At 71.3% G+C, this 18,520-nt stretch carries 15 protein-coding genes, 2 tRNA genes and 1 riboswitch; of the genes, 10 read left to right on the forward strand and 7 right to left on the reverse strand.

Features of this window, described 5'->3' with window-relative positions:
* Window positions 1-156 precede the first annotated feature (156 nt).
* From OG303_RS26400 to OG303_RS26410, 3 genes are all read left to right on the forward strand, one after another.
* Window positions 157-2,319, forward strand: coding sequence for a DEAD/DEAH box helicase (locus tag OG303_RS26400; RefSeq protein WP_405871366.1), 2,163 nt, complete (start codon window positions 157-159; stop codon window positions 2,317-2,319).
* A gap of 136 nt (window positions 2,320-2,455) precedes the next feature.
* Window positions 2,456-4,012, forward strand: a complete 1,557-nt coding sequence (locus OG303_RS26405; RefSeq protein WP_405871367.1) for an amino acid permease — start codon at window positions 2,456-2,458, stop codon at window positions 4,010-4,012.
* Between the two features lie 119 nt (window positions 4,013-4,131).
* Window positions 4,132-4,204, forward strand: a tRNA-Lys gene (locus OG303_RS26410).
* A gap of 104 nt (window positions 4,205-4,308) precedes the next feature.
* Here OG303_RS26410 and OG303_RS26415 read toward each other — a convergent pair.
* Both OG303_RS26415 and OG303_RS26420 read right to left on the reverse strand, forming a co-directional pair.
* Window positions 4,309-5,511, reverse strand: coding sequence for a M23 family metallopeptidase (locus tag OG303_RS26415; RefSeq protein ID WP_405871369.1), 1,203 nt, complete (start codon window positions 5,509-5,511; stop codon window positions 4,309-4,311).
* Window positions 5,512-5,543: 32 nt separating this feature from the next.
* Entirely contained in the window at window positions 5,544-6,095 is a 552-nt protein-coding gene (locus tag OG303_RS26420; RefSeq protein WP_405871371.1) for a ribonucleoside-diphosphate reductase, read from the reverse strand.
* A gap of 221 nt (window positions 6,096-6,316) precedes the next feature.
* Here OG303_RS26420 and OG303_RS26425 point away from each other — a divergent pair, with 221 nt between their 5' ends.
* Window positions 6,317-6,874, forward strand: a complete 558-nt coding sequence (locus OG303_RS26425; RefSeq protein WP_405871373.1) for an NADPH-dependent FMN reductase — start codon at window positions 6,317-6,319, stop codon at window positions 6,872-6,874.
* A 129-nt stretch (window positions 6,875-7,003) separates the two neighbouring features.
* Entirely contained in the window at window positions 7,004-8,194 is a 1,191-nt protein-coding gene (locus tag OG303_RS26430; protein ID WP_405871374.1) for a histidine kinase, read from the forward strand.
* A gap of 147 nt (window positions 8,195-8,341) precedes the next feature.
* Here OG303_RS26430 and ribA read toward each other — a convergent pair whose 3' ends face one another.
* Complete coding sequence (ribA, locus tag OG303_RS26435; protein ID WP_405871376.1) at window positions 8,342-8,977, reverse strand: GTP cyclohydrolase II; 636 nt, start codon at window positions 8,975-8,977, stop codon at window positions 8,342-8,344.
* A gap of 107 nt (window positions 8,978-9,084) precedes the next feature.
* Entirely contained in the window at window positions 9,085-9,600 is a 516-nt protein-coding gene (locus tag OG303_RS26440) for a MarR family winged helix-turn-helix transcriptional regulator (RefSeq protein WP_405871378.1), read from the reverse strand.
* A gap of 84 nt (window positions 9,601-9,684) precedes the next feature.
* On the opposite strand from OG303_RS26440, the gene OG303_RS26445 reads away from it, so the two are divergent.
* The 5 genes from OG303_RS26445 (at window position 9,685) to OG303_RS26465 (ending at window position 14,861) form a co-directional block, all read left to right on the forward strand.
* Window positions 9,685-10,815, forward strand: a complete 1,131-nt coding sequence (locus OG303_RS26445; RefSeq protein WP_405871380.1) for a dihydrofolate reductase family protein — start codon at window positions 9,685-9,687, stop codon at window positions 10,813-10,815.
* 112 nt (window positions 10,816-10,927) lie between these two features.
* Window positions 10,928-11,001 (forward strand) — tRNA-Met (locus OG303_RS26450).
* Window positions 11,002-11,123: 122 nt separating this feature from the next.
* The gene (locus OG303_RS26455) at window positions 11,124-12,236 is read left to right on the forward strand and encodes a PP2C family protein-serine/threonine phosphatase (protein ID WP_405871382.1); all 1,113 of its coding nucleotides are present in this window, start codon (window positions 11,124-11,126) and stop codon (window positions 12,234-12,236) included.
* A 224-nt stretch (window positions 12,237-12,460) separates the two neighbouring features.
* Window positions 12,461-12,618: riboswitch (cyclic di-AMP (ydaO/yuaA leader) on the forward strand.
* Between the two features lie 11 nt (window positions 12,619-12,629).
* Entirely contained in the window at window positions 12,630-13,664 is a 1,035-nt protein-coding gene (locus OG303_RS26460) for a M23 family metallopeptidase (protein WP_405871384.1), read from the forward strand.
* 246 nt (window positions 13,665-13,910) lie between these two features.
* Window positions 13,911-14,861, forward strand: coding sequence for an aldo/keto reductase (locus tag OG303_RS26465; RefSeq protein WP_405871385.1), 951 nt, complete (start codon window positions 13,911-13,913; stop codon window positions 14,859-14,861).
* A 61-nt stretch (window positions 14,862-14,922) separates the two neighbouring features.
* On the opposite strand, the gene OG303_RS26470 is transcribed toward OG303_RS26465, so the two are convergent.
* The 3 genes from OG303_RS26470 to lhgO form a co-directional block, all read right to left on the reverse strand.
* Complete coding sequence (locus OG303_RS26470) at window positions 14,923-16,242, reverse strand: PrsW family intramembrane metalloprotease (protein WP_405871387.1); 1,320 nt, start codon at window positions 16,240-16,242, stop codon at window positions 14,923-14,925.
* Between the two features lie 64 nt (window positions 16,243-16,306).
* Complete coding sequence (trmB, locus tag OG303_RS26475; protein ID WP_405871388.1) at window positions 16,307-17,176, reverse strand: tRNA (guanosine(46)-N7)-methyltransferase TrmB; 870 nt, start codon at window positions 17,174-17,176, stop codon at window positions 16,307-16,309.
* A 65-nt stretch (window positions 17,177-17,241) separates the two neighbouring features.
* Window positions 17,242-18,462, reverse strand: coding sequence for an L-2-hydroxyglutarate oxidase (gene lhgO, locus OG303_RS26480; protein WP_405871390.1), 1,221 nt, complete (start codon window positions 18,460-18,462; stop codon window positions 17,242-17,244).
* Window positions 18,463-18,520 lie beyond the last annotated feature (58 nt).

Here is an 18,520-nt window from a genome sequence, read left to right on the forward strand (position 1 = left end):
TAGATCGTTTGATCCCATTGCCCGGCGCCAACACAGAGCGCGCCGCGTGGCGCGTTCTCTCCCTTGCCGTGGCTGACCGCATAGAGGCGGTCGTATTGCGAAATCACGGAGTTGACGGGCGCGTGCCGACGAGACTCCGGAAGGTTTCGCTTAAGCATGTCCATTTCCAGTACTGATCACGTCGTCGTGCCCGAGAACGAGGGCACCGAGGACGCTCCCGAGGTCACCTTCGAGGACCTCGGTCTTCCCGAGGGCGTGGTGCGCAAGCTCGCCCAGAACGGCGTGACCACCCCCTTCCCGATCCAGGCCGCGACCATCCCGGACGCCCTGGCCGGTAAGGACATCCTCGGCCGTGGCCGCACCGGCTCCGGCAAGACCCTCTCCTTCGGTCTGCCGACCCTGGCCACGCTGGCCGGCGGCCGCACCGAGAAGCACAAGCCGCGCGCCGTCATCCTCACCCCGACCCGTGAGCTGGCCATGCAGGTGGCCGACGCGCTGCAGCCCTACGGCGACGTCCTCGGCCTGAAGATGAAGGTCGTCTGCGGCGGTACGTCGATGGGCAACCAGATCTACGCCCTCGAGCGCGGCGTCGACATCCTCGTCGCCACCCCGGGCCGGCTGCGCGACATCATCAACCGCGGCGCCTGCTCCCTGGAGAACGTGCAGATCGCCGTTCTCGACGAGGCCGACCAGATGTCCGACCTGGGCTTCCTGCCCGAGGTCACCGAGCTGCTCGACCAGATTCCGGCCGGCGGCCAGCGCATGCTGTTCTCGGCCACGATGGAGAACGAGATCTCCACGCTGGTCAAGCGCTACCTGACCGACCCGGTCACGCACGAGGTCGACAGCGCCCAGGGCAACGTCACGACGATGTCCCACCACATCCTCATCGTGAAGCCCAAGGACAAGGCGCCGGTCACCGCCGCGATCGCCTCCCGCAAGGGCCGCACGATCATCTTCGTCCGTACCCAGCTGGGCGCCGACCGCATTGCCGAGCAGCTCTGCGAGTCCGGTGTGAAGGCCGACGCGCTGCACGGCGGTATGACGCAGGGTGCGCGTACCCGCGTCCTCGAGGACTTCAAGAAGGGCTACGTCAACGCGCTCGTCGCGACCGACGTCGCCGCTCGCGGTATCCACGTCGACGGCATCGACCTGGTCCTGAACGTGGACCCGGCCGGCGACCACAAGGACTACCTGCACCGTGCAGGGCGTACCGCTCGCGCGGGCCGCACCGGCACCGTCGTGTCGCTGTCCCTGCCGCACCAGCGCCGCCAGATCTTCCGGCTGATGGAGGACGCGGGCGTCGACGCCGGGCGTCACATCATCAACTCCGGTACGGCCTTCGAGCCCGAGGTCGCCGAGATCACCGGCGCCCGTTCGATGACCGAGGTCCAGGCCGAGTCCGCGGGCAACGCGGCGCAGCAGGCCGAGCGCGAGGTCTCGCACCTCACCAAGCAGCTGGAGCGGGCGCAGCGGCGCGCGACCGAGCTGCGCGAGGAGTCCGACCGTCTGGTCGCCCGGGCCGCCCGCGAGCGCGGCGAGGACCCGGAGGCCGCGGTGGCCGAGGCGCAGGCGGCGGTCACCGAGGCCGCCGAGGCGGTCGAGGTGTCCGTGCCCCAGCAGCCGGTGGCGCAGGACGTCGAGCGTGCCGAGGGTTCGTCCTCGTACGAGCGTCGTGAGCGTCGGGACAGCGACCGTGGCGGCTTCCGTCGCGACGACCGTCGTGACGACCGCGGTGGCCGTTCCTTCGAGCGTCGGGACAACGACCGCGGCGGGTTCAACCGTGACCGTGGCGACCGTGGCTTCGAGCGTCGGGACAACGACCGCGGTGGCTTCCGTCGGGACGACCGTCGCGATGACCGCCGGGACAACGACCGTGGCGGGTTCCGCCGCGACGACCGTCGTGACGACCGTGGCGGCCGTTCCTTCGAGCGCCGTGACAACGACCGTGGCGGGTTCCGCCGCGACGACCGTCGTGACGACCGCGGTGGCCGTTCCTTCGAGCGTCGCGACAACGACCGTGGCGGCCGTTCCTTCGAGCGCCGTGACAACGACCGTGGCGGGTTCCGCCGCGACGACCGTCCGGCCGCTCGCCCCTTCGAGCGTCGGGACGAGCGCGGTGGGCACCGTGGCAGCGACCGTCCGTTCAACCGTGACCGTCAGGGCGACCGCCCGGGCTTCCGCTCCGGCGGCCACGAGCGTCCGCAGGGTCGCCGTGACGACCACCGCGGCACCGGCACCGGCACCGGCACCGGCGGCGGCTCCGGCTCCTCCTTCGGGCGCCGCGACGACAAGCCGCGCTGGAAGCGCAACGGCTGACGCCGAGTGAGCTGAGCGAGGGCCCGTACGACACCGTCGTACGGGCCCTTCGTCGTTCCATGGCGCCGACAACTTTTGGCCAGAGCACGTACTGTGTGGCGCATGTCACGCCCTCGGCAAGGGAATCGCTGGGGGCATGACAGATGACGCCAAGGCGAGTGGGCACGCGGATCTCTCGGACGAGGAACGGCTTGCCCAGCTCGGTTACACGCAGGTCCTGGCCCGCCGCATGTCGGCGTTCTCCAACTACGCGGTCTCCTTCACGATCATCTCGGTCCTGTCGGGCTGCCTGACGCTCTACCTGTTCGGCATGAACACCGGTGGCCCGGCGGTGATCACCTGGGGCTGGGTGGCCGTAGGCCTGATGACCCTCTTCGTCGGCCTGTCCATGGCCGAGATCTGCTCGGCGTACCCGACGTCGGCGGGCCTGTACTTCTGGGCGCACCGGCTCGCGCCACCACGTTCGGCCGCGGCCTGGGCGTGGTTCACGGGCTGGTTCAACGTGCTGGGCCAGGTGGCGGTGACCGCGGGCATCGACTTCGGCGCCGCGTCCTTCCTGGGCGCGTATCTGAACCTGCAGTTCGACTTCGAGGTGACCCCGGGCCGCACGGTCCTGCTCTTCGCGGGCATCCTGCTCCTGCACGGCCTGCTGAACACCTTCGGCGTGCGGATCGTCGCACTGCTCAACAGCGTGAGCGTGTGGTGGCACGTGGTGGGCGTCGGCGTGATCGTCGGCGCCCTGGCCTTCGTGCCGGACCACCACCAGTCCGCGTCCTTCGTCTTCACGAAGTTCGTGAACAACACGGGCTGGGGCAGCGGGGTGTACGTCGTGCTGCTGGGCCTGCTGATGGCGCAGTACACCTTCACCGGCTACGACGCCTCCGCCCATATGACGGAGGAGACGCACGACGCGTCGACCGCGGGCCCGAAGGGGATCGTGCAGTCCATCTGGACCTCGTGGATAGCCGGCTTCGTGCTCCTGCTCGGCTTCACCTTCGCCATCCAGTCGTACGACAAGGCGCTCGCGTCCCCGACCGGCGCACCGCCCGCGCAGATCCTGCTGGACGCGCTCGGCGCGACGGCGGGCAAGCTGCTGCTGCTGGTCGTGATCGGGGCGCAGCTGTTCTGCGGGATGGCGTCCGTGACGGCCAACAGCCGCATGATCTACGCCTTTTCGCGCGACGGCGCACTGCCGTTCTCGCACGTGTGGCACACGGTGAGCCCGCGCACCCGGACCCCGGTGGCCGCGGTGTGGCTGGCGGCGGTCGGGGCGCTGGCCCTGGGCCTGCCGTACCTGATCAACTACACCGCCTATGCGGCCGTGACGTCCGTCGCCGTGATCGGCCTCTACATCGCCTACGTCATCCCGACGCTGCTGCGGCTCGGCAAGGGCGACGACTTCCAGCGCGGGCCCTGGCATCTGGGCCGTTGGTCACGGCCCATCGGGATCGTGTCGGTGGCGTGGGTCGGCGTCATCACGATCCTCTTCATGCTGCCCCAGGTCTCGCCGGTCACCTGGGAGTCCTTCAACTACGCCCCGGTCGCCGTCCTGGCCGTCCTCGGCTTCGCGGCGACGTGGTGGCTGGCGTCGGCCCGGCACTGGTTCCTCAACCCCGAACACCAACGCACGCTCGCCCGACAGGCGGCGCGTGCCGTGCCCTCCGGGGGTGCCCCCGAAAAGGTCGATCCCTAACAGTCCCCGACACTCCGGAACACTCCGGCCCGATCTTCCCGTCCGTCACGGCCGTGTCCCCGATACCCGATCGGAGACGCGGCCGTGTCCGGCTATGCTCGGGGAGGCAACATCGCCAGGGGCCCTTAGCTCAATTGGCAGAGCAGTGGACTTTTAATCCATTGGTTGTGGGTTCGAGTCCCACAGGGCCTACGGATGTGGGGGAGGGGAAAACCCTTCTCACCTGCGGTGCGGCGCTCGGGTCGGCTTCGGTCGGCTTGGGCGCCGCGTTGTTTTCGGGGCGGGTGTGTGTTGCCTTACGTGCGTATCAGCCGTCCGCGGTACAGGCGGGCCGGCACTCCCGTGAATTCCAGGTCCAGGCCCAGGCCGTCGCGTTCGGCGTGGATGTGGAGGTGGGGCTCGGTGGTGTTGCCGGTGTTGCCGATCTCGCCGAGGAGCTGGCCTGTGCGGACGATGTCGCCCTTTGCCACCGTCACCGAGCCCGGACGCAGGTGCGCGAGTTTGATGATCTCTCGGCCGGTGTCGAGGAAGACGTGGTTGCCGTAAGGCGGTTGGTAGCGGATCTCGCCCGGTTTCTGGTCCTGGACCGTGGTGGCGGCGGAGATCACGCGGCCGTCGCAGGGGGCGTGGACGGGGCGGCCGTAGGCGGCGTACGCGTCCAGGTCGCGTCCTCGGCGGGTGCGGGTGCCGAGGGGACCGAGGGCGACCAGGTCGAGGGCACCGCGCTGTTCCGGTATCCGGGCGTGGTGGTTGAGCATGCGGCCGCCGCCCTGGACGACGTACCAGGTGCCTTCCAGGGGGAAGCGCAGCGGTCGTGACAGTGGGGCCCTCCAGCGGTGCAGACGCGCGGCGGTGACCAGCCCCACGGCTGCCGCGAACACCGCGACACCACCGGCGAGGTGCACCGCGCCATGGCCGTTCGGCAGGCCGGGGAGCCGCCAGGCCGAGGCGACGGCCGCGACGACGCCGGTCCCGACGGTGCGGCGCAGCAGGCGGGGCTGGAGCCTGGGGGCGCCGCAGCCTCCGACGATCACGTAGAAGGCCGCGAGGGTCGTCATGTCGCCGAGCCAGGCGGTGCGGTCGGTGGCTGTCCAGGCGGGCAGGGCGGTCCAGAGGGTGAGCAGGACGGCCAGGGTCGGATACGTCGCCCACCTCGCGGGGGCGGGCAGGCGCAGGTGGCGGCGCGGTGGTGTGTAGCGGGCGTTTTCGATGCGCAGTGCGTCGAGTTGGCCGTCGGGCGACAGCTGGGCCCAGGCCCGGACCTTGCCCCGGCTGCCGGACACGATCAGTCCGTCGGGGCCGTCCGTCACCGTGTCGACGTCCCCGACGCGGGTGAGGGTGGCGCGGACGATGCGCCCGAGGGCGTCCGCGCCGATCTCCTCCGTCACCCTCGGCGCGAGGCGCGCCCAGTCGTCCGGGCCCGCCGCGAGGAAGCAGCGCAGGGCGCGAGCCTCCGCCGGCTCGGGCACGGGCGGTGACTCAGCCGTCGGATCGTGCACCTGCGCTCCCCCTCCCCCTGCCGCCCTGTACCTCAGCCCCGGCGCGGGTGCCCCACGACCGGCGCGGACATGGACAGGCCCACGAGGTCGGTCCATACGGCCTCGCCGACGCCGTCGAGGGTCTGCTTCGCGGTGCGTTCCTCGGAGGTCAGGATGCCCAGACCGGACCGGGTCTCGTAGGGCAGGTGGTCGAGGGCGAGGCGGCGGCCGACGTAGTCCATGACGGAGCCGGCCTGCTTGATCTCCGGGTCGTTGGTGAGGCCGGAGGGCTCGAAGCGGGTGCCCACGTAGTCGGCCACGAGGGTTTCGAGCGGGACGCCGTGCTGGAGGCCCCGGGTGACCGTCGAGGAGAAGGCGTCCATCATTCCCGCGAGCGTCGAGCCCTGCTTGGCCATGCGGACCATCACCCCGGCGACGCGGCCCTCGGGGGTGTGCGCGACGGTGAGGTATCCCTTGCCCTCGCCCACGGTGAACGACCGGGTCGTCGACAGCATGCGCCGCGCGGGGCGCGGTACGGCAGGCCGGGCCGCCGCCCGCTCCTCGCCGGCCGTCCGTGTCGTACTGTCCCCGAATCGCTCGGTCATGAACACCCTCACTCGTCCTCGCTCGTGTTCGATCTGCGGCCACCGCCGACATCGGACATCCCTGGTCGAACTCCGGCAGAGTGCGCCCTTGTACACAATCTGTGGGTGTCAACTCGGCGGCGGCTACTACATGTTGGGGTTGAAGATATGGGTGGGAGGGCGTGGGGAAGGCCACGGCACGCCGGTCTCCGATGCGGCTTTGTCCGAACTAGGTTGAGTGGATGTCCACGTCGCCAGTGATTCTCTTGCTGTCCGGGAGCCTGCGGGCCGGCTCCACCAACGAGGCCGTGCTGCGCACCGCGCAGGCCGTGGCGCCGTCGGTGCCGGTGGAGGCCGTTCTCTACGACGGTCTGGCGGGGCTTCCGCACTTCAACCCCGATGACGACACCGAGCCGTTGCCGGCTTCCGTGGCCGGGCTGCGGGCGGCGATCGAGGAGGCGGACGGGATCCTCGTCTGCACTCCGGAGTACGCGGGGACCCTGCCGGGTTCGTTCAAGAACCTGCTCGACTGGACGGTCGGCGGCACCGAGATCTGCGACAAGCCGGTCGCCTGGGTCAACGCGGCCGCACCGGGGCGGGGCCAGGGCGCGGAGGCCACGCTGCGGACAGTGCTCGGCTACACCGGCGCCGACGTCGTGGAGCCGGCCTGCGTGCGGATCACGGTGGGGCGAGAGGTCATCGGCGCGGACGGGGTCGTGACCGAGCCGGGGGCGCGTCGGCAACTCGGTGAGGTGCTGCGGCTGTTGGCGGCTCGGGGCGGTGCGAGAGAGGGGGCGTGACTCCCCGTCGGACGGTCGGGTGGGATCGCCTGGACTTCCTCCGACCTGCACCTGACCTGCACCTGACCGGCCCCGATGGTGTAGCCCGCTACACCGTGCCGCGGGGCCCGGTTCGCTTAGCGTGGCCGTATGTGGAAAACCGTGCGGCAGGCGTGGCGGGCCACGGCCCATCTCGTGCTGGCCGCGGCGATGGCGTTCTGCCTGTGGATTTTCATCACGGTGCTGCTCATCACCGCCGTCGCCACGCTGGTGGTGGTCGGAGCCTGGATGCTGCCCGAGACGGTGCTGATCATCCGGCGGATCGCGGGCGCCAAGCGGAGCATGACCGCCGCATGGACCGGGCAGCGGATCCCGGAGGCGTACCAGCCGCTCGACGGGACGCTCCGCGAGCGGATCCGCACGGCCCTGCGCGACCCCGGCACCCTCACCGACCTGCGCTGGATGGTCGCCGACTACTTCTACGGCGCCCTGGTCGTCCTCGCGCTGCCGCTGTGGCCGCTCGGCCTGGTCGTCGACGGCGTGTGGTGCGGGCTGCTGGGCCGTACGCCCCTCGTCCTTCCGCTGATCGTGCGGCTCGCGGACCTGGAGGCCGACTGGTCGACCGCCCTGCTCAAGCCGTCCCCGAAGGCCCGACTGGCCGCGCGCGTCGAGGAGTTGGCGGCGACCCGCGCCGACGCGATCGCCGCGCACGGCGCCGAACTGCGCCGTATCGAACGCGATCTGCACGACGGTGCGCAGGCCAACCTGGTCGCGCTGTCCATGCGGATCGGACTGGCCAAGCGCGCGTACGACCGCGATCCGGACACCGCCCGGAAACTGCTGGACGAGGCGCAGGCGCAGGCCGAGCAGGCGCTGACCGACCTGCGCAACGTGGTCCGCGGCATCCACCCGCCGATCCTGACCGACCGCGGTCTGGTCGGAGCGGTACGGGCACTGGCCGCGAGGTGGGGGTCCCCCCGCTCGAGCGAAGCCGGGAGTGGGGGAGGGCTGCAGACGACGGTGGAGGTGGACCGGCTGGAGGCCGACGGTCTGCGGGCGCCGGCCGCGGTGGAGGCGGCCGCGTACTTCGTGGTGGCGGAGGCGCTGACCAACGCGGCCAAGTACAGCGGCTCGACGCGGGCCTCGGTCCGGCTCGAGCGGCTCAGGCGCGGGCTGCGGGTGCGGGTGGCCGACGAGGGGCTCGGGGGCGCCGACGAGACGGGCGGCTCGGGGCTGCTCGGCATGCGGCGGAGGGTCGCCGCGCTGGACGGGACGATGGAGGTGTCCAGCCCGGCCGGAGGGCCGACGGTGATCGACGTGACGCTGCCCTGCGTGTGGTGAGCGGCGGACCGCGAGGTGGCGGCGCCCGATACAGACAGACGGGAAGACCGGACGCCGCCGACCCGAACTTAGGATGCCCTCAGATCAATTGTCAACAATTTTGTTGTCTTTATGGGCGGTCATGACCAGCCGTTCATCGCCGTGTCGTCAGCCGGCGTTGCGGTCCGTCAGTTCGCCCAGCGGCAGCGTGTGCTGGGTCTGGAGGACCTTCGCGCGCAGGTAGCGGACGTTGTGGGCGGTGGTGAAGACGCCCGTGGGGACCCGGTCGTGGACGGTGATGCCCAGGTCACGGAGCTGACCGGCCTTGTCGGGGTTGTTGGACAGCAGGTCGAGGGTGTCGATGCCCAGGGCCCCGAGCATCTGCGCGGCCGCCGTGTAGTCGCGGTCGTCCTCGGGCAGACCCAGGGCCGCGTTCGCCTCGTACGTGTCGAGGCCCTGGTCCTGCAGGGCGTAGGCGTCCAGCTTGTTGTAGAGGCCGATGCCGCGGCCCTCCTGGCGGAGGTAGAGCAGCACGCCGCCGCGCGTCGCGATCCGCTCGACCGCCTCCCTCAGCTGCGGGCCGCAGTCGCAGCGGGCCGAGCCGAAGACATCGCCGGTCAGGCACTCGGAGTGCAGCCGGACCAGCGGGACGGGGCCCGGCTCGCCCAGGACGACGGCCACGTGTTCCTGCCCGTCGGTCAGGCCGTGGAAGGTGACCAGTTCGGCGTCGACGCTGTAGCCGTCCTGGAAGCGCAGCGGTACCCGGACGCGGGCGCGCGGCGTGGCGGCGGGGAAGTCGGGCATGCGGGTTCTCCCGGGTCCAGTGGCATCTGCTTCAGATTTGAAGCAGCTCTACGGTCTCGGACCCTATCCCATGTTTTAAATTTGAAGCAACCTCTTTACGGCCCGCGTCACGAACAGGGCGGTGACGACCGGCGCCGCCACGGCACGTCGTCCGGGGTGGGGCGGCTGCCCCCCTCGTCGAGCGCCCGCGCGATCCCCGAGCAGATCTCCTCCAGCTGACCCACCTGCTCCTCGCTGAGGTGGTCGAAGAGCGAGGCGCGTACGGTCTCGACATGGCCGGGCGCCGTGCGCTCCAGTACCGCCATGCCCTCCTCGGTGAGCGCGGCGATGCTGCCCCGCTTGTCCCATCGGCAGTTCTCCCGCCGTACGAGACCGTCCTTCTCCAGCCGCGCCACCGCGTACGTCAGCCGGCTCCGCGTGATCTTCGTCTTCTCGGCCAGATCGGTCATCCGCAGCCGCCGCTCGGGCATCTCGGAGAGGTTGGCCAGGATGGAGTAGTACAGGTGGGGCATGCCGGCGTCCTGCTGGAGCTGCCGGTCGATCGCGTCCTCCAGGAGGTGCGTCGCGGCGATGTACGCGCGCCAGGCGCGCTGCTCCTCGGAGGTGAGCCAGCGAGTCGTCATACCCCCAGTGTAGGTTTGTTTCAAACTTGAACCAAGCCCCGCCCCGACCGGCAACCAGGCCCGCTTCGCAGAGAGGGCGCGTCGATGCCCCACCCGTACGTCCTGCTGTCCGCCGCCGTCTCCCTCGACGGCTACCTCGACGACACCGGCCCCGAGCGCCTCCTGCTCTCCAGCCGGGCCGACTTCGACCGCGTGGACGAGGTGCGGGCGTCCGTCGACGCGATCCTCATCGGTGCCGGCACGATCCGCGCCGACAACCCCCGGCTGCTGGTGAACTCGCCCGAGCGCCGGGCCGCCCGGGTCGCGGCGGGGAAGCCGGAGTACCCCCTCAAGGTCACCGTCAGCGGCTCCGGCGACCTGGACCCGGACGCGAAGTTCTGGCACACGGGCGGCGAGAAGCTCGTCCTCACGACCGACAAGGGCGCCGAACGGGCCCGCGCGCTCGGCCTCGCCGCCGACGTCGTCCCGCTCGGCCCCGACCTCGACTGGCGGCGGCTACTGGAGCACCTGCACGACGTGCGCGGCGTGCGGCGCCTGATGGTCGAGGGCGGTGGCACGATCCACACCCAGCTCCTCCAGCAGGGCCTCGCCGACGAACTCCAGCTCGTCCTGGCCCCCCTCTTCGTGGGTGAGGCGGACGCGCCCCGCCTCTTCGGCCCCGGCGGCTACCAGGGCGGCCGTCTGCGCCTGACGGAGACCCGGCGGATCGAGGACGTCGTCCTCATGCGCTACGAGCCCACCGCCCCCGGCACCGGCCCGCTCGCCTCCGCTGCCGACCACCACTGGCTGGCCCTCGCCTGCGAGCTGGCCACCCTGTGCCCGCCCTCCCGCACGGCCTTCAGCGTGGGCGCGGTGATTGTCGCCGCCGACGGCACCGAGCTCGCCCGCGGCCACTCGCGCGAGGGCGACGACCCGGTCGTGCACGCCGAGGAGGCGGCCCTCGCCAAGCTCGACCCGGCCGACCCGAGGCTGGCGGCGGCGACGGTGTACAGCAGCCTGGAGCCCTGTGCCCACCGCGCGTCCCGGCCCAAGCCGTGCGCCCGGCTCATCCTCGACGCGGGGGTACGCCGGGTGGTCACGGCCTGGCGGGAGCCGGACACGTTCGTGACGGGGGCGGACGGGAGCGGGCTGCTCGCGGCGCAGGGGGTCGAGGTGTTCGTACTGCCGGAGTTCGAGGAGCGGGCGAAGGCGCCGAACCGTCACCTGCCGGCCTGACTTCGACGCGGGCGAGGCGCCGGTGAGATGCAGCTGAACGGGGGCGGACGGGGGCGGATCCACACCGTGGTGCTGGTGGTCCCGCGGATGGCGTATGCTTGAGACACAACGACGCGGGGTGGAGCAGCTCGGTAGCTCGCTGGGCTCATAACCCAGAGGTCGCAGGTTCAAATCCTGTCCCCGCTACTCAAGGCTCAGGGCCGGAATCCAGTCACTGGATTCCGGCCCTGAGTGTTTTGCGGTTCTTCGGTCATCCGGTCGGCCCACACCGCTCGCCGACCGCCCCCTCTCCGGGAAATCTGTGGGGTGTGGAGCAGGAGGGGCCGATCTCGTACGCGCGCACCTTCGTCCGCATGCTCCCGGCCCTGCTGCTCGCCGGCGGCGCGTGCTACGACTACCTCACCCCGTCGGAGTTCACCGCGGCCCCCTTCTTCACCGCCGCGCCGCTGGTCGCCGCCCCGCTCTACTCGCGGCGCGGGACGATCCTCATGGGCATCGCGACGATCCTCGTCGTCATCGCGATCCACATCAGGCTCGGCGTCGTCTTCGACGTCGACGCGGTCACCGAGCTGGCGACCGTCGTGACGGTCTCCGTCCTGGCCGTCCTCATCAACCTCCTCGTCCGTCGCGGCCGCGAGGAGCTCGCCTCGCAGCGCGAGATCGCCGAGGCCGCCCAGCGTGCCGTCCTGCCCGAACCGGCCGAGCGGATCGGGGGGTTCGCGATCGCGGCCCGCTACGAGGCGGCGCAGGCGGGCGCGTTCATCGGCGGCGACCTGTACGCGGTGCAGGACACCCCGCACGGGGTACGGCTGGTCGTGGGCGACGTGCGCGGGAAGGGGATGGGGGCCGTGGCCGCGGTCGCCGTCGTGATCGGGGCCTTCCGCGAGGCCGCCGAGCAGGAGGCCACCCTTGAGGCGGTCGCCCAGCGGCTGGAGCGGGCGCTCGCGCGCGAGGGCACCCGGCGCGCGGGGCTCGAGGCGGTCGAGGGGTTCGCCACCGCCATACTCGCCGAACTCCCGCACGGGGACGGGACGGTGCGGATCGTGAACCGGGGTCATCCCTCGCCGCTGCTGCTGTACCCGGACGGCACCGTGCGCACCCTGCAGGCCCGGGAGCCCGCACTGCCGCTCGGCCTGGGCGAGTTGGGGTCCTGGCCGGACCGCGCCGAGGAGAGCGAGTTCCGCAGCGGGGCCACGCTGCTGCTGTACACCGACGGGCTGTCCGAGGCGCGGGACGCGCACGGGAGGTTCTTCGACCCCGCGGACCGGCTCGCCGGCCGGGTGTTCCACGACCCCGCCGTGCTGCTCGCCACCCTCGCGCAGGAGGTGCGCCGGCACACCGGGAACGCCACGACGGACGACATGGCGCTGCTCGCCGTCCGCCGGCCCCGGTCGTCCGCTGCGGTTTCCGACCCGATGTGACCGGGCGTGATCGGGCGATGCCCCTCCGCATAACAACTGACATACCGTCAGCACCTGTGGGGATCCCGGGACATGGTCAACTCGCCCGTTTTTCGCCGCTCATGGCCCGTAAGTCCTGGCCAGAAAGGTTAATGATCAAGTGGAACACCTTGGAATCGGCACCCCGCGTCTATTAACGTTCGATAACGCAGCGCGGTCGTCCCAGCCGTCACAAGAGTCGGCTCCGTGCGCACGCGCCGAATCCCGCAAGGGAACCGGGGAACCACCACCCTGGGGTGAATCGCGCTGATACCGCCGTGGACACACGGCAGGTATACGCGCGTAGGAGACCTTCCTGCTCCGAACCCGTCAGCTAACCCGGTAGGCGAGAAGGAAGGAAAGGAGTACGCCTACGTGGCGTCCAACCCGCCTGCCCCAGAAGCCCCGTTCGTCCCGGGCCGGCGCAGCACAGAGACCTTCGCTTACGGCAGCTACGGCACCGACGAGGGTCCGTGGGAGGAGTGGAATCCCACCGAGGACTCCCTCCGGCCCGCGCGTGGCAAGCATCGCGTGGCCAAGCAGCGTGGCGGGGGACTCGCCCGCAGCTCCACGGTTCTGGGCGTCGGTGTCATAGCCGCCGTCGGCGCGGGCGGCATGGCCAGCGCCAACACCGGCAAGCCGCCGGTGTCGATCTCCATGCCCGATCTGCCCTCCGTGGGTTCGGTGTTCGGCGACTCCCCGGACGCCCCCAAGGGCTCCGCGACCGCGCTCAGCACGGTCGGCGTGACCACCGAGGACACCACGCAGGGCGCCAGGGACGCCGGTGAGGCGCTGCGCGACCGCATCATGGCGCAGGCCGAGAGCCAGCAGGTCCAGGTCGACGGCAAGAGCCAGGCGGCCACCGAGGCGGCCCTCGCCAAGCAGGTCGACGACGCGGCCGCCAAGGCGGAGAAGGCTGCCGCGGCCAAGGCCGAGGCGGCCAAGGAGAAGGCGGAGGCGGAGGCCAAGAAGGCGGCCGAGGCCGCGCGCCTGGCCGAGCTGGCCAAGCAGTTCAAGCTGCCGGTCGTGTCGTACACGATCACCGGCACCTTCGGACAGGCCGGCTCCATGTGGTCCTCCGGCTACCACACGGGCCTCGACTTCGCCGCCCCCACGGGCACGCTCATCAAGGCCATCCACAGCGGCACCGTCAAGGAGGCCGGCTGGGCGGGATCGTACGGCTACCGCACGATCATCACCCTCGACGACGGCACGGAGCTGTGGTTCTGCCACCAGTCGTCGATCAGCGTGAGCGTGGGCCAGAAGGTCAGCACGGGCGATGTGATCGGGCGGGTCGGCGCCACCGGCAACGTGACCGGGCCGCACCTGCACCTCGAGGTCCACCCGGGCGGCCAGGCCACCGGCATCGACCCGATGACGTGGCTGCGCAGCAAGGGTCTCAACCCCTAGGGCCCTTCTGATGGATCTCCGCGGCGTCGCGACGCCCGGCACGCACGCTCACCGCACGGCGCGAAGGGCCAGGTGGCTCCGCCACATGACCCTCCACGCCGCACGCCGATCGCACGCACCGAACGCCGCTCCTTCTTCCACGGAGATCCATCAGAAGGGCCCTAGCGTCCGGCTTCGTCCAGCGTTTACGTGATCTTTGCGGCGGCTGTGGAATGGGACACTCCACAGCCGCCGTTGACGTGAAGCATGACTTCTCCCTCTCTTCGCAAGCTCGGCTCCTCCGGCCTCGAGGTCTTCCCGCTCTCCCTGGGCGGCAACGTCTTCGGCTGGACCGCAGACGAGGCCACGTCCTTCGCCGTGCTCGACGCCTACGCGGCCGCGGGCGGCAACTTCCTCGACACCGCTGACTCCTACTCGGCGTGGGTCGACGGCAACCAGGGCGGCGAGTCCGAGACGATCATCGGCAAGTGGGTCCGGGCGCGCGGCAACCGCGACGACGTCGTGATCGCGACCAAGGTCAGCCAGCACCCCGGGTTCCCGGGCCTGACGGCCGCCAACATCAAGGCCGCCGCGGACGCCTCCCTGCGCCGCCTCGGCACCGACCACATCGACCTCTACTACACGCACTTCGACAAGCCGGAGGTGCCGGTCGAGGAGATCATCGGCGCGCTGGACGAGCTGGTGAAGGCGGGCAAGGTGCGGCACATCGCCGCGTCCAACATCTCGCCCGAGCGGCTGCGCGCATCCCTGGAGTTCTCCGACCGCGAGGGCCTGGCCAAGTACGTGGCCCTGCAGCCCCACTACAACCTGGTCGTGCGCGACCAGTACGAGGGCGAGCTCCAGGACCTGGCCGATCGCTACGGCCTGGCCGCCGTCCCGTACTTCGCGCTCGCCTCCGGATTCCTCACCGGCAAGTACCGGCCCGGTACCACGGTCGACAGCCCGCGGGCGGCCGGTGCCGCCAAGCACCTGGAGTCCGAGCGGGGGCAGCGGGTGCTGACCGCCCTCGACGAGATCGCCCAGGCCCACGACGCCCCCGTGGCCACGGTCGCCCTGGCCTGGCTCGCGGCCCGGCCGACGGTCGCCGCGCCGATCGCGTCCGCGCGGACGGTGGAGCAGCTGCCGGCGCTGGTGGGGGTGGGGGAGCTGACGCTCACCGAGGCGGAGATCGGGCGTCTGACGGTGGCGTCGGCCTGAGTTCCTCGAGGTCCTGAGCCCCCGAGGTCCTGATCGCCTCGCGTCGTGCGGGTGCCGCGTCCTACGACCGGTACGGGTTGTACGCGGGATTCGGCATCGCCGGGTACCCGTACGCCCCGTACACCGGCCAGGGCGGGGCGGCCACGGGCACCGGCGGCGCCGTGGCCCGCGCCGCGTAGTCCAGTGCCGGGCGCGCCACCTCGCGGCGCCGCCACAGCTCGTGCAGCAACTCCCGTTCCCTGACGACGAAGTCGGCGCCGGCGCGGCCGCGGCTGCCTCGGTGCCGCAGGAACGCCAGGGAGGTCGCGTACGCCTCGTACTGCGTGACCGTGCGGGCCGCGGGCTTGCCGAAGTGGTGGGCGGCGTATTCGCGGGCGAGCCGGCGGGCCCGCATCGAGCCGAGGGCGTAGGGCTCGGCGGGGGTGAGCCAGCCGGCGACGGCGTAGGCGGGCAGTTCCTCGCGCACGGTGCGCAGTTCGCGCTGGCGGGTCCAGATGACCAGCCAGGTCAGCAGGCCGAACGCGGGGACCATGAAGGTGGCGTAGACGGCGAAGAAGCCGTACTCGCCGAACGTCGACGAGCTGTTCCAGAGCGCGTGCATGCTCATCGCGAGCAGCAGGCCGGAGAGCGGGATCAGGACGCGCCGCAGGTGCTGGCGGTCCGCCGAGAGCGCGGCGATGCCGAAGCCGATGCCGGTCAGGACGGTGAAGAGGGGGTGTGCGAACGGGGACATGATCACGCGCACGAAGAACGTCGCCGCGGTGACGGAGGCGATGCCGCGGTCGCCGGTGAGCTGGTCGGTGCCGAAGGCGGTGCCCAGGTAGAGGATGTTCTCGGTGAAAGCGAAGCCGGTGGCGGTGACGCCGGCTATGACGACGCCGTCGACGATCCCGGTGAAGTCCCGTCTGCGGAAGAGGAAGACGAGCAGGACGGCGGCGGCCTTCGCGGACTCCTCGACGATGGGCGCTATGACGGTGGCGCCGAGGGTGTCGGCGCTGGACGGATCGGCTGTAGCCGTCGCTATCCACTTCGTGGCGAAGCTGTTGGCGACGATCGCTATCAGCGCCGCCGCACAGGCCCCCCAGGCGAAGGCGAACAGCAGGTTGCGCCAGGGGCCGGGGGCGACGCGGTCGAGCCAGCGGAAGGCGGCTATGAGGAGCGGGACGGGCAGGACGGCGAGCCCGAGCCCGACCAGGAACCCCTCGGTGCCGGTCTGTTGGCGTACGAGGGCCAGGATGACGAGCCCCGAGAGTGCGAGCAGGGTGCTGAGCGCGCCGTACCGCACCCATCTGCGCTGCCACCAGTGAGCGTGCCTGAGCGCACCGCCGGCCGGGCCGCCGGGGTGCGGCGGATGCATCGGGTACGGAGGACAGGTGGCCACGGCATTGACCCTAACGAGGGAGGGCGCCGCCCGCGACGGTGTATCGCGCTGCCCGCGGGAGACTTCAGGCGCCGGTGGGGGGCTGGTTGTGATGCTGTACGCGACGGAAGAGCAGGTCGTTCACGACATGTCCTTTGTCCAGTCCCTGGCCCTCGAAACGGGTCAGCGGCCGGAAGTCGGGACGGGGCGCGAAACCACCGTCGGGCTGGGTGTTCTCGAACTCCGGATGCGCGGTCAGCACCTCGAGCATCTGTTCGGCGTACGGCTCCCAGTCGGTCGCGCAGTGCACGATGCCGCCGGGTCTGATCCGGGCCGCGGCGAGGTCCAGGAACTCCGGCTGGATGAGGCGCCGCTTGTGGTGCCGCTTCTTCGGCCAGGGGTCGGGGAAGTAGACGCGCAGCCCGTCCAGCGAGTCCGGGGTGAGCATCTCGCGCAGCAGGATGATCGCGTCCCCGTTGGCCACGCGGATGTTGGACAGCCCGTGGTGGTCGGCGAGGTTGAGCAGATTGCCCTGCCCCGGGGTGTGCACGTCCACGGCCAGGACGTTCGTCCGGGCGTCCGCGGCGGCCATCTGCGCGGTGGCCTCGCCCATCCCGAACCCGATCTCGAGCACGACGCGGTCGGTGTTCCCGAACAGCTCGGTGAGATCGATCGTCCGCTGTCCGTCGATGTCCAGCCCCCACTTGGGCCACAGCCGCTGCAGTGCGTCCGCCTGGCCGGCGGTCACCCGGCTGCGGCGGGGCTGGAAGCTCCGGATCCGCCGCTCGAAGTGCGACCCGGCGGGATCGGCCTTCGGCCCGTCGGGGAACCGGGGCTCACCCTTGGCCCGGGTGTGCCGGACGGGGACACCGGGGGCGTGCGGCGTGTGCTCGCCGGGGGCCGGTGCGGGGTCGGCGGGCCGGGGGGATTCGGGGGTATGGAGGGAGTCAGACACAGTGGGACCGATTTTAGGGGGACCGTGACATCACGGGCCCGTCCGGTAGCGGTGAGGGAGACGGTTCAGGCCGAGTCCAGCACGGCCAACGCTCTGCGCGCGACCTCCCGGCCGATCGGCAGGGAAGCCGTCGCCGCAGGTGAGGGTGCGTTCAGCACATGCACCGCACGGGCGCCCTCCTTGATCAGGAAGTCGTCCACCAGCGAGCCGTCGCGCAGCACGGCCTGGGCCCGCACGCCCGCCGCCGCGCGCACCAGGTCGTCCTTCTCCACCGCCGGCAACAGCCTGCGCACCGCCCCCGTGAACGCCCCCTTGGACACGGACCGGCGCAGCTCGCCCGCGCCGTACAGCCAGTGCTGCCCGGCCATCCGCCAGGTGCCGGGCCACGTCAGCGTCCGCGCCACCTCGCGCGGCCGTACGACCCCCCAGCCGTACCCTTCCCGGGCCAGCGCCGGCACCGCGTTGGGGCCGATGTGCACGCCGCCGTCGATTCCGCGCGTGAGGTGCACGCCGAGGAACGGGAACGCCGGGTCCGGCACCGGATACACCAGCCCCCGCACCAGCTCGGGCCGCGCCAGCGTGTAGTACTCCCCGCGGAACGGCACGATCCGCATCCCGGGGTCGTCCCCGGTCAGCCGCGCCACCTCGTCGCAGTACAGCCCGGCGCAGTTCACCAGCACGCGCGCGCGGACGATGTCACCGCTCACGGTCTGCACGGCGACCCCGAGCTCCGGGCGCCGGTCGACGCGGGCGACCTGCGCCCCGTACCGGATCTCCGCCCCCGAGGACTCCGCCAGCTGCCGGGCGACCCCCACGAAGTCGCACACGCCGGTCGTCCCGACGTGTATGGCCGCGAGGCCGCGCACCTCCGGCTCGTACTCCGCGATCTGGGCCGCGCCCAGCTCCCGTACCGGAATCCCGTTCTCCCGGCCGCGCTGCACCAGTGCGTGCAGTCGCGGCAGCTCCTCCCGGTCGGTCGCGACGATCAGCTTGCCGGTGACCGCGTGCGCGATGCCGTACTCCGCGCAGAACTTGACCATCTCGGCGGCGCCCCGCACCGCGTACCGCGCCTTCAGGGAGCCCGGCCGGTAGTAGATCCCGCTGTGGATCACCCCGCTGTTGCGCCCCGTCTGGTGGCGGGCCGGTCCCGGTTCCTTCTCCAGCACGGTCACCCGGGTGCCCGGCACGGCCCGCGTGATCGCGAACGCCGTGGACAGCCCGACGATCCCCCCACCGATCACCAGCACGTCACAGTCGTAAGCGATCCCGGACCGCACCTGCACCACCTCCCACCTCGATAGTGCACTGCGCCACTGACAGTCACTTCAAACGCGGGAGGTCGTG

Source organism: Streptomyces sp. NBC_00005, assembly GCF_045160215.1.
Classification (GTDB): Bacteria; Actinomycetota; Actinomycetes; order Streptomycetales; family Streptomycetaceae; genus Streptomyces.

What these genes read in the sequence shown, in the direction of transcription:
- ribA (WP_405871376.1), bottom strand. Translation starts at nt 8,977, where the DNA reads ATGCCCGACTTCCCCGCCGCCACGCCGCGCGCCCGCGTCCGGGTACCG.
- OG303_RS26425 (WP_405871373.1), top strand. Translation starts at nt 6,317, where the DNA reads ATGTCCACGTCGCCAGTGATTCTCTTGCTGTCCGGGAGCCTGCGGGCC.
- OG303_RS26430 (WP_405871374.1), top strand. Translation starts at nt 7,004, where the DNA reads ATGTGGAAAACCGTGCGGCAGGCGTGGCGGGCCACGGCCCATCTCGTG.
- OG303_RS26420 (WP_405871371.1), bottom strand. Translation starts at nt 6,095, where the DNA reads ATGACCGAGCGATTCGGGGACAGTACGACACGGACGGCCGGCGAGGAG.
- OG303_RS26405 (WP_405871367.1), top strand. Translation starts at nt 2,456, where the DNA reads ATGACAGATGACGCCAAGGCGAGTGGGCACGCGGATCTCTCGGACGAG.
- OG303_RS26445 (WP_405871380.1), top strand. Translation starts at nt 9,685, where the DNA reads ATGCCCCACCCGTACGTCCTGCTGTCCGCCGCCGTCTCCCTCGACGGC.
- OG303_RS26440 (WP_405871378.1), bottom strand. Translation starts at nt 9,600, where the DNA reads ATGACGACTCGCTGGCTCACCTCCGAGGAGCAGCGCGCCTGGCGCGCG.
- OG303_RS26465 (WP_405871385.1), top strand. Translation starts at nt 13,911, where the DNA reads ATGACTTCTCCCTCTCTTCGCAAGCTCGGCTCCTCCGGCCTCGAGGTC.
- OG303_RS26400 (WP_405871366.1), top strand. Translation starts at nt 157, where the DNA reads ATGTCCATTTCCAGTACTGATCACGTCGTCGTGCCCGAGAACGAGGGC.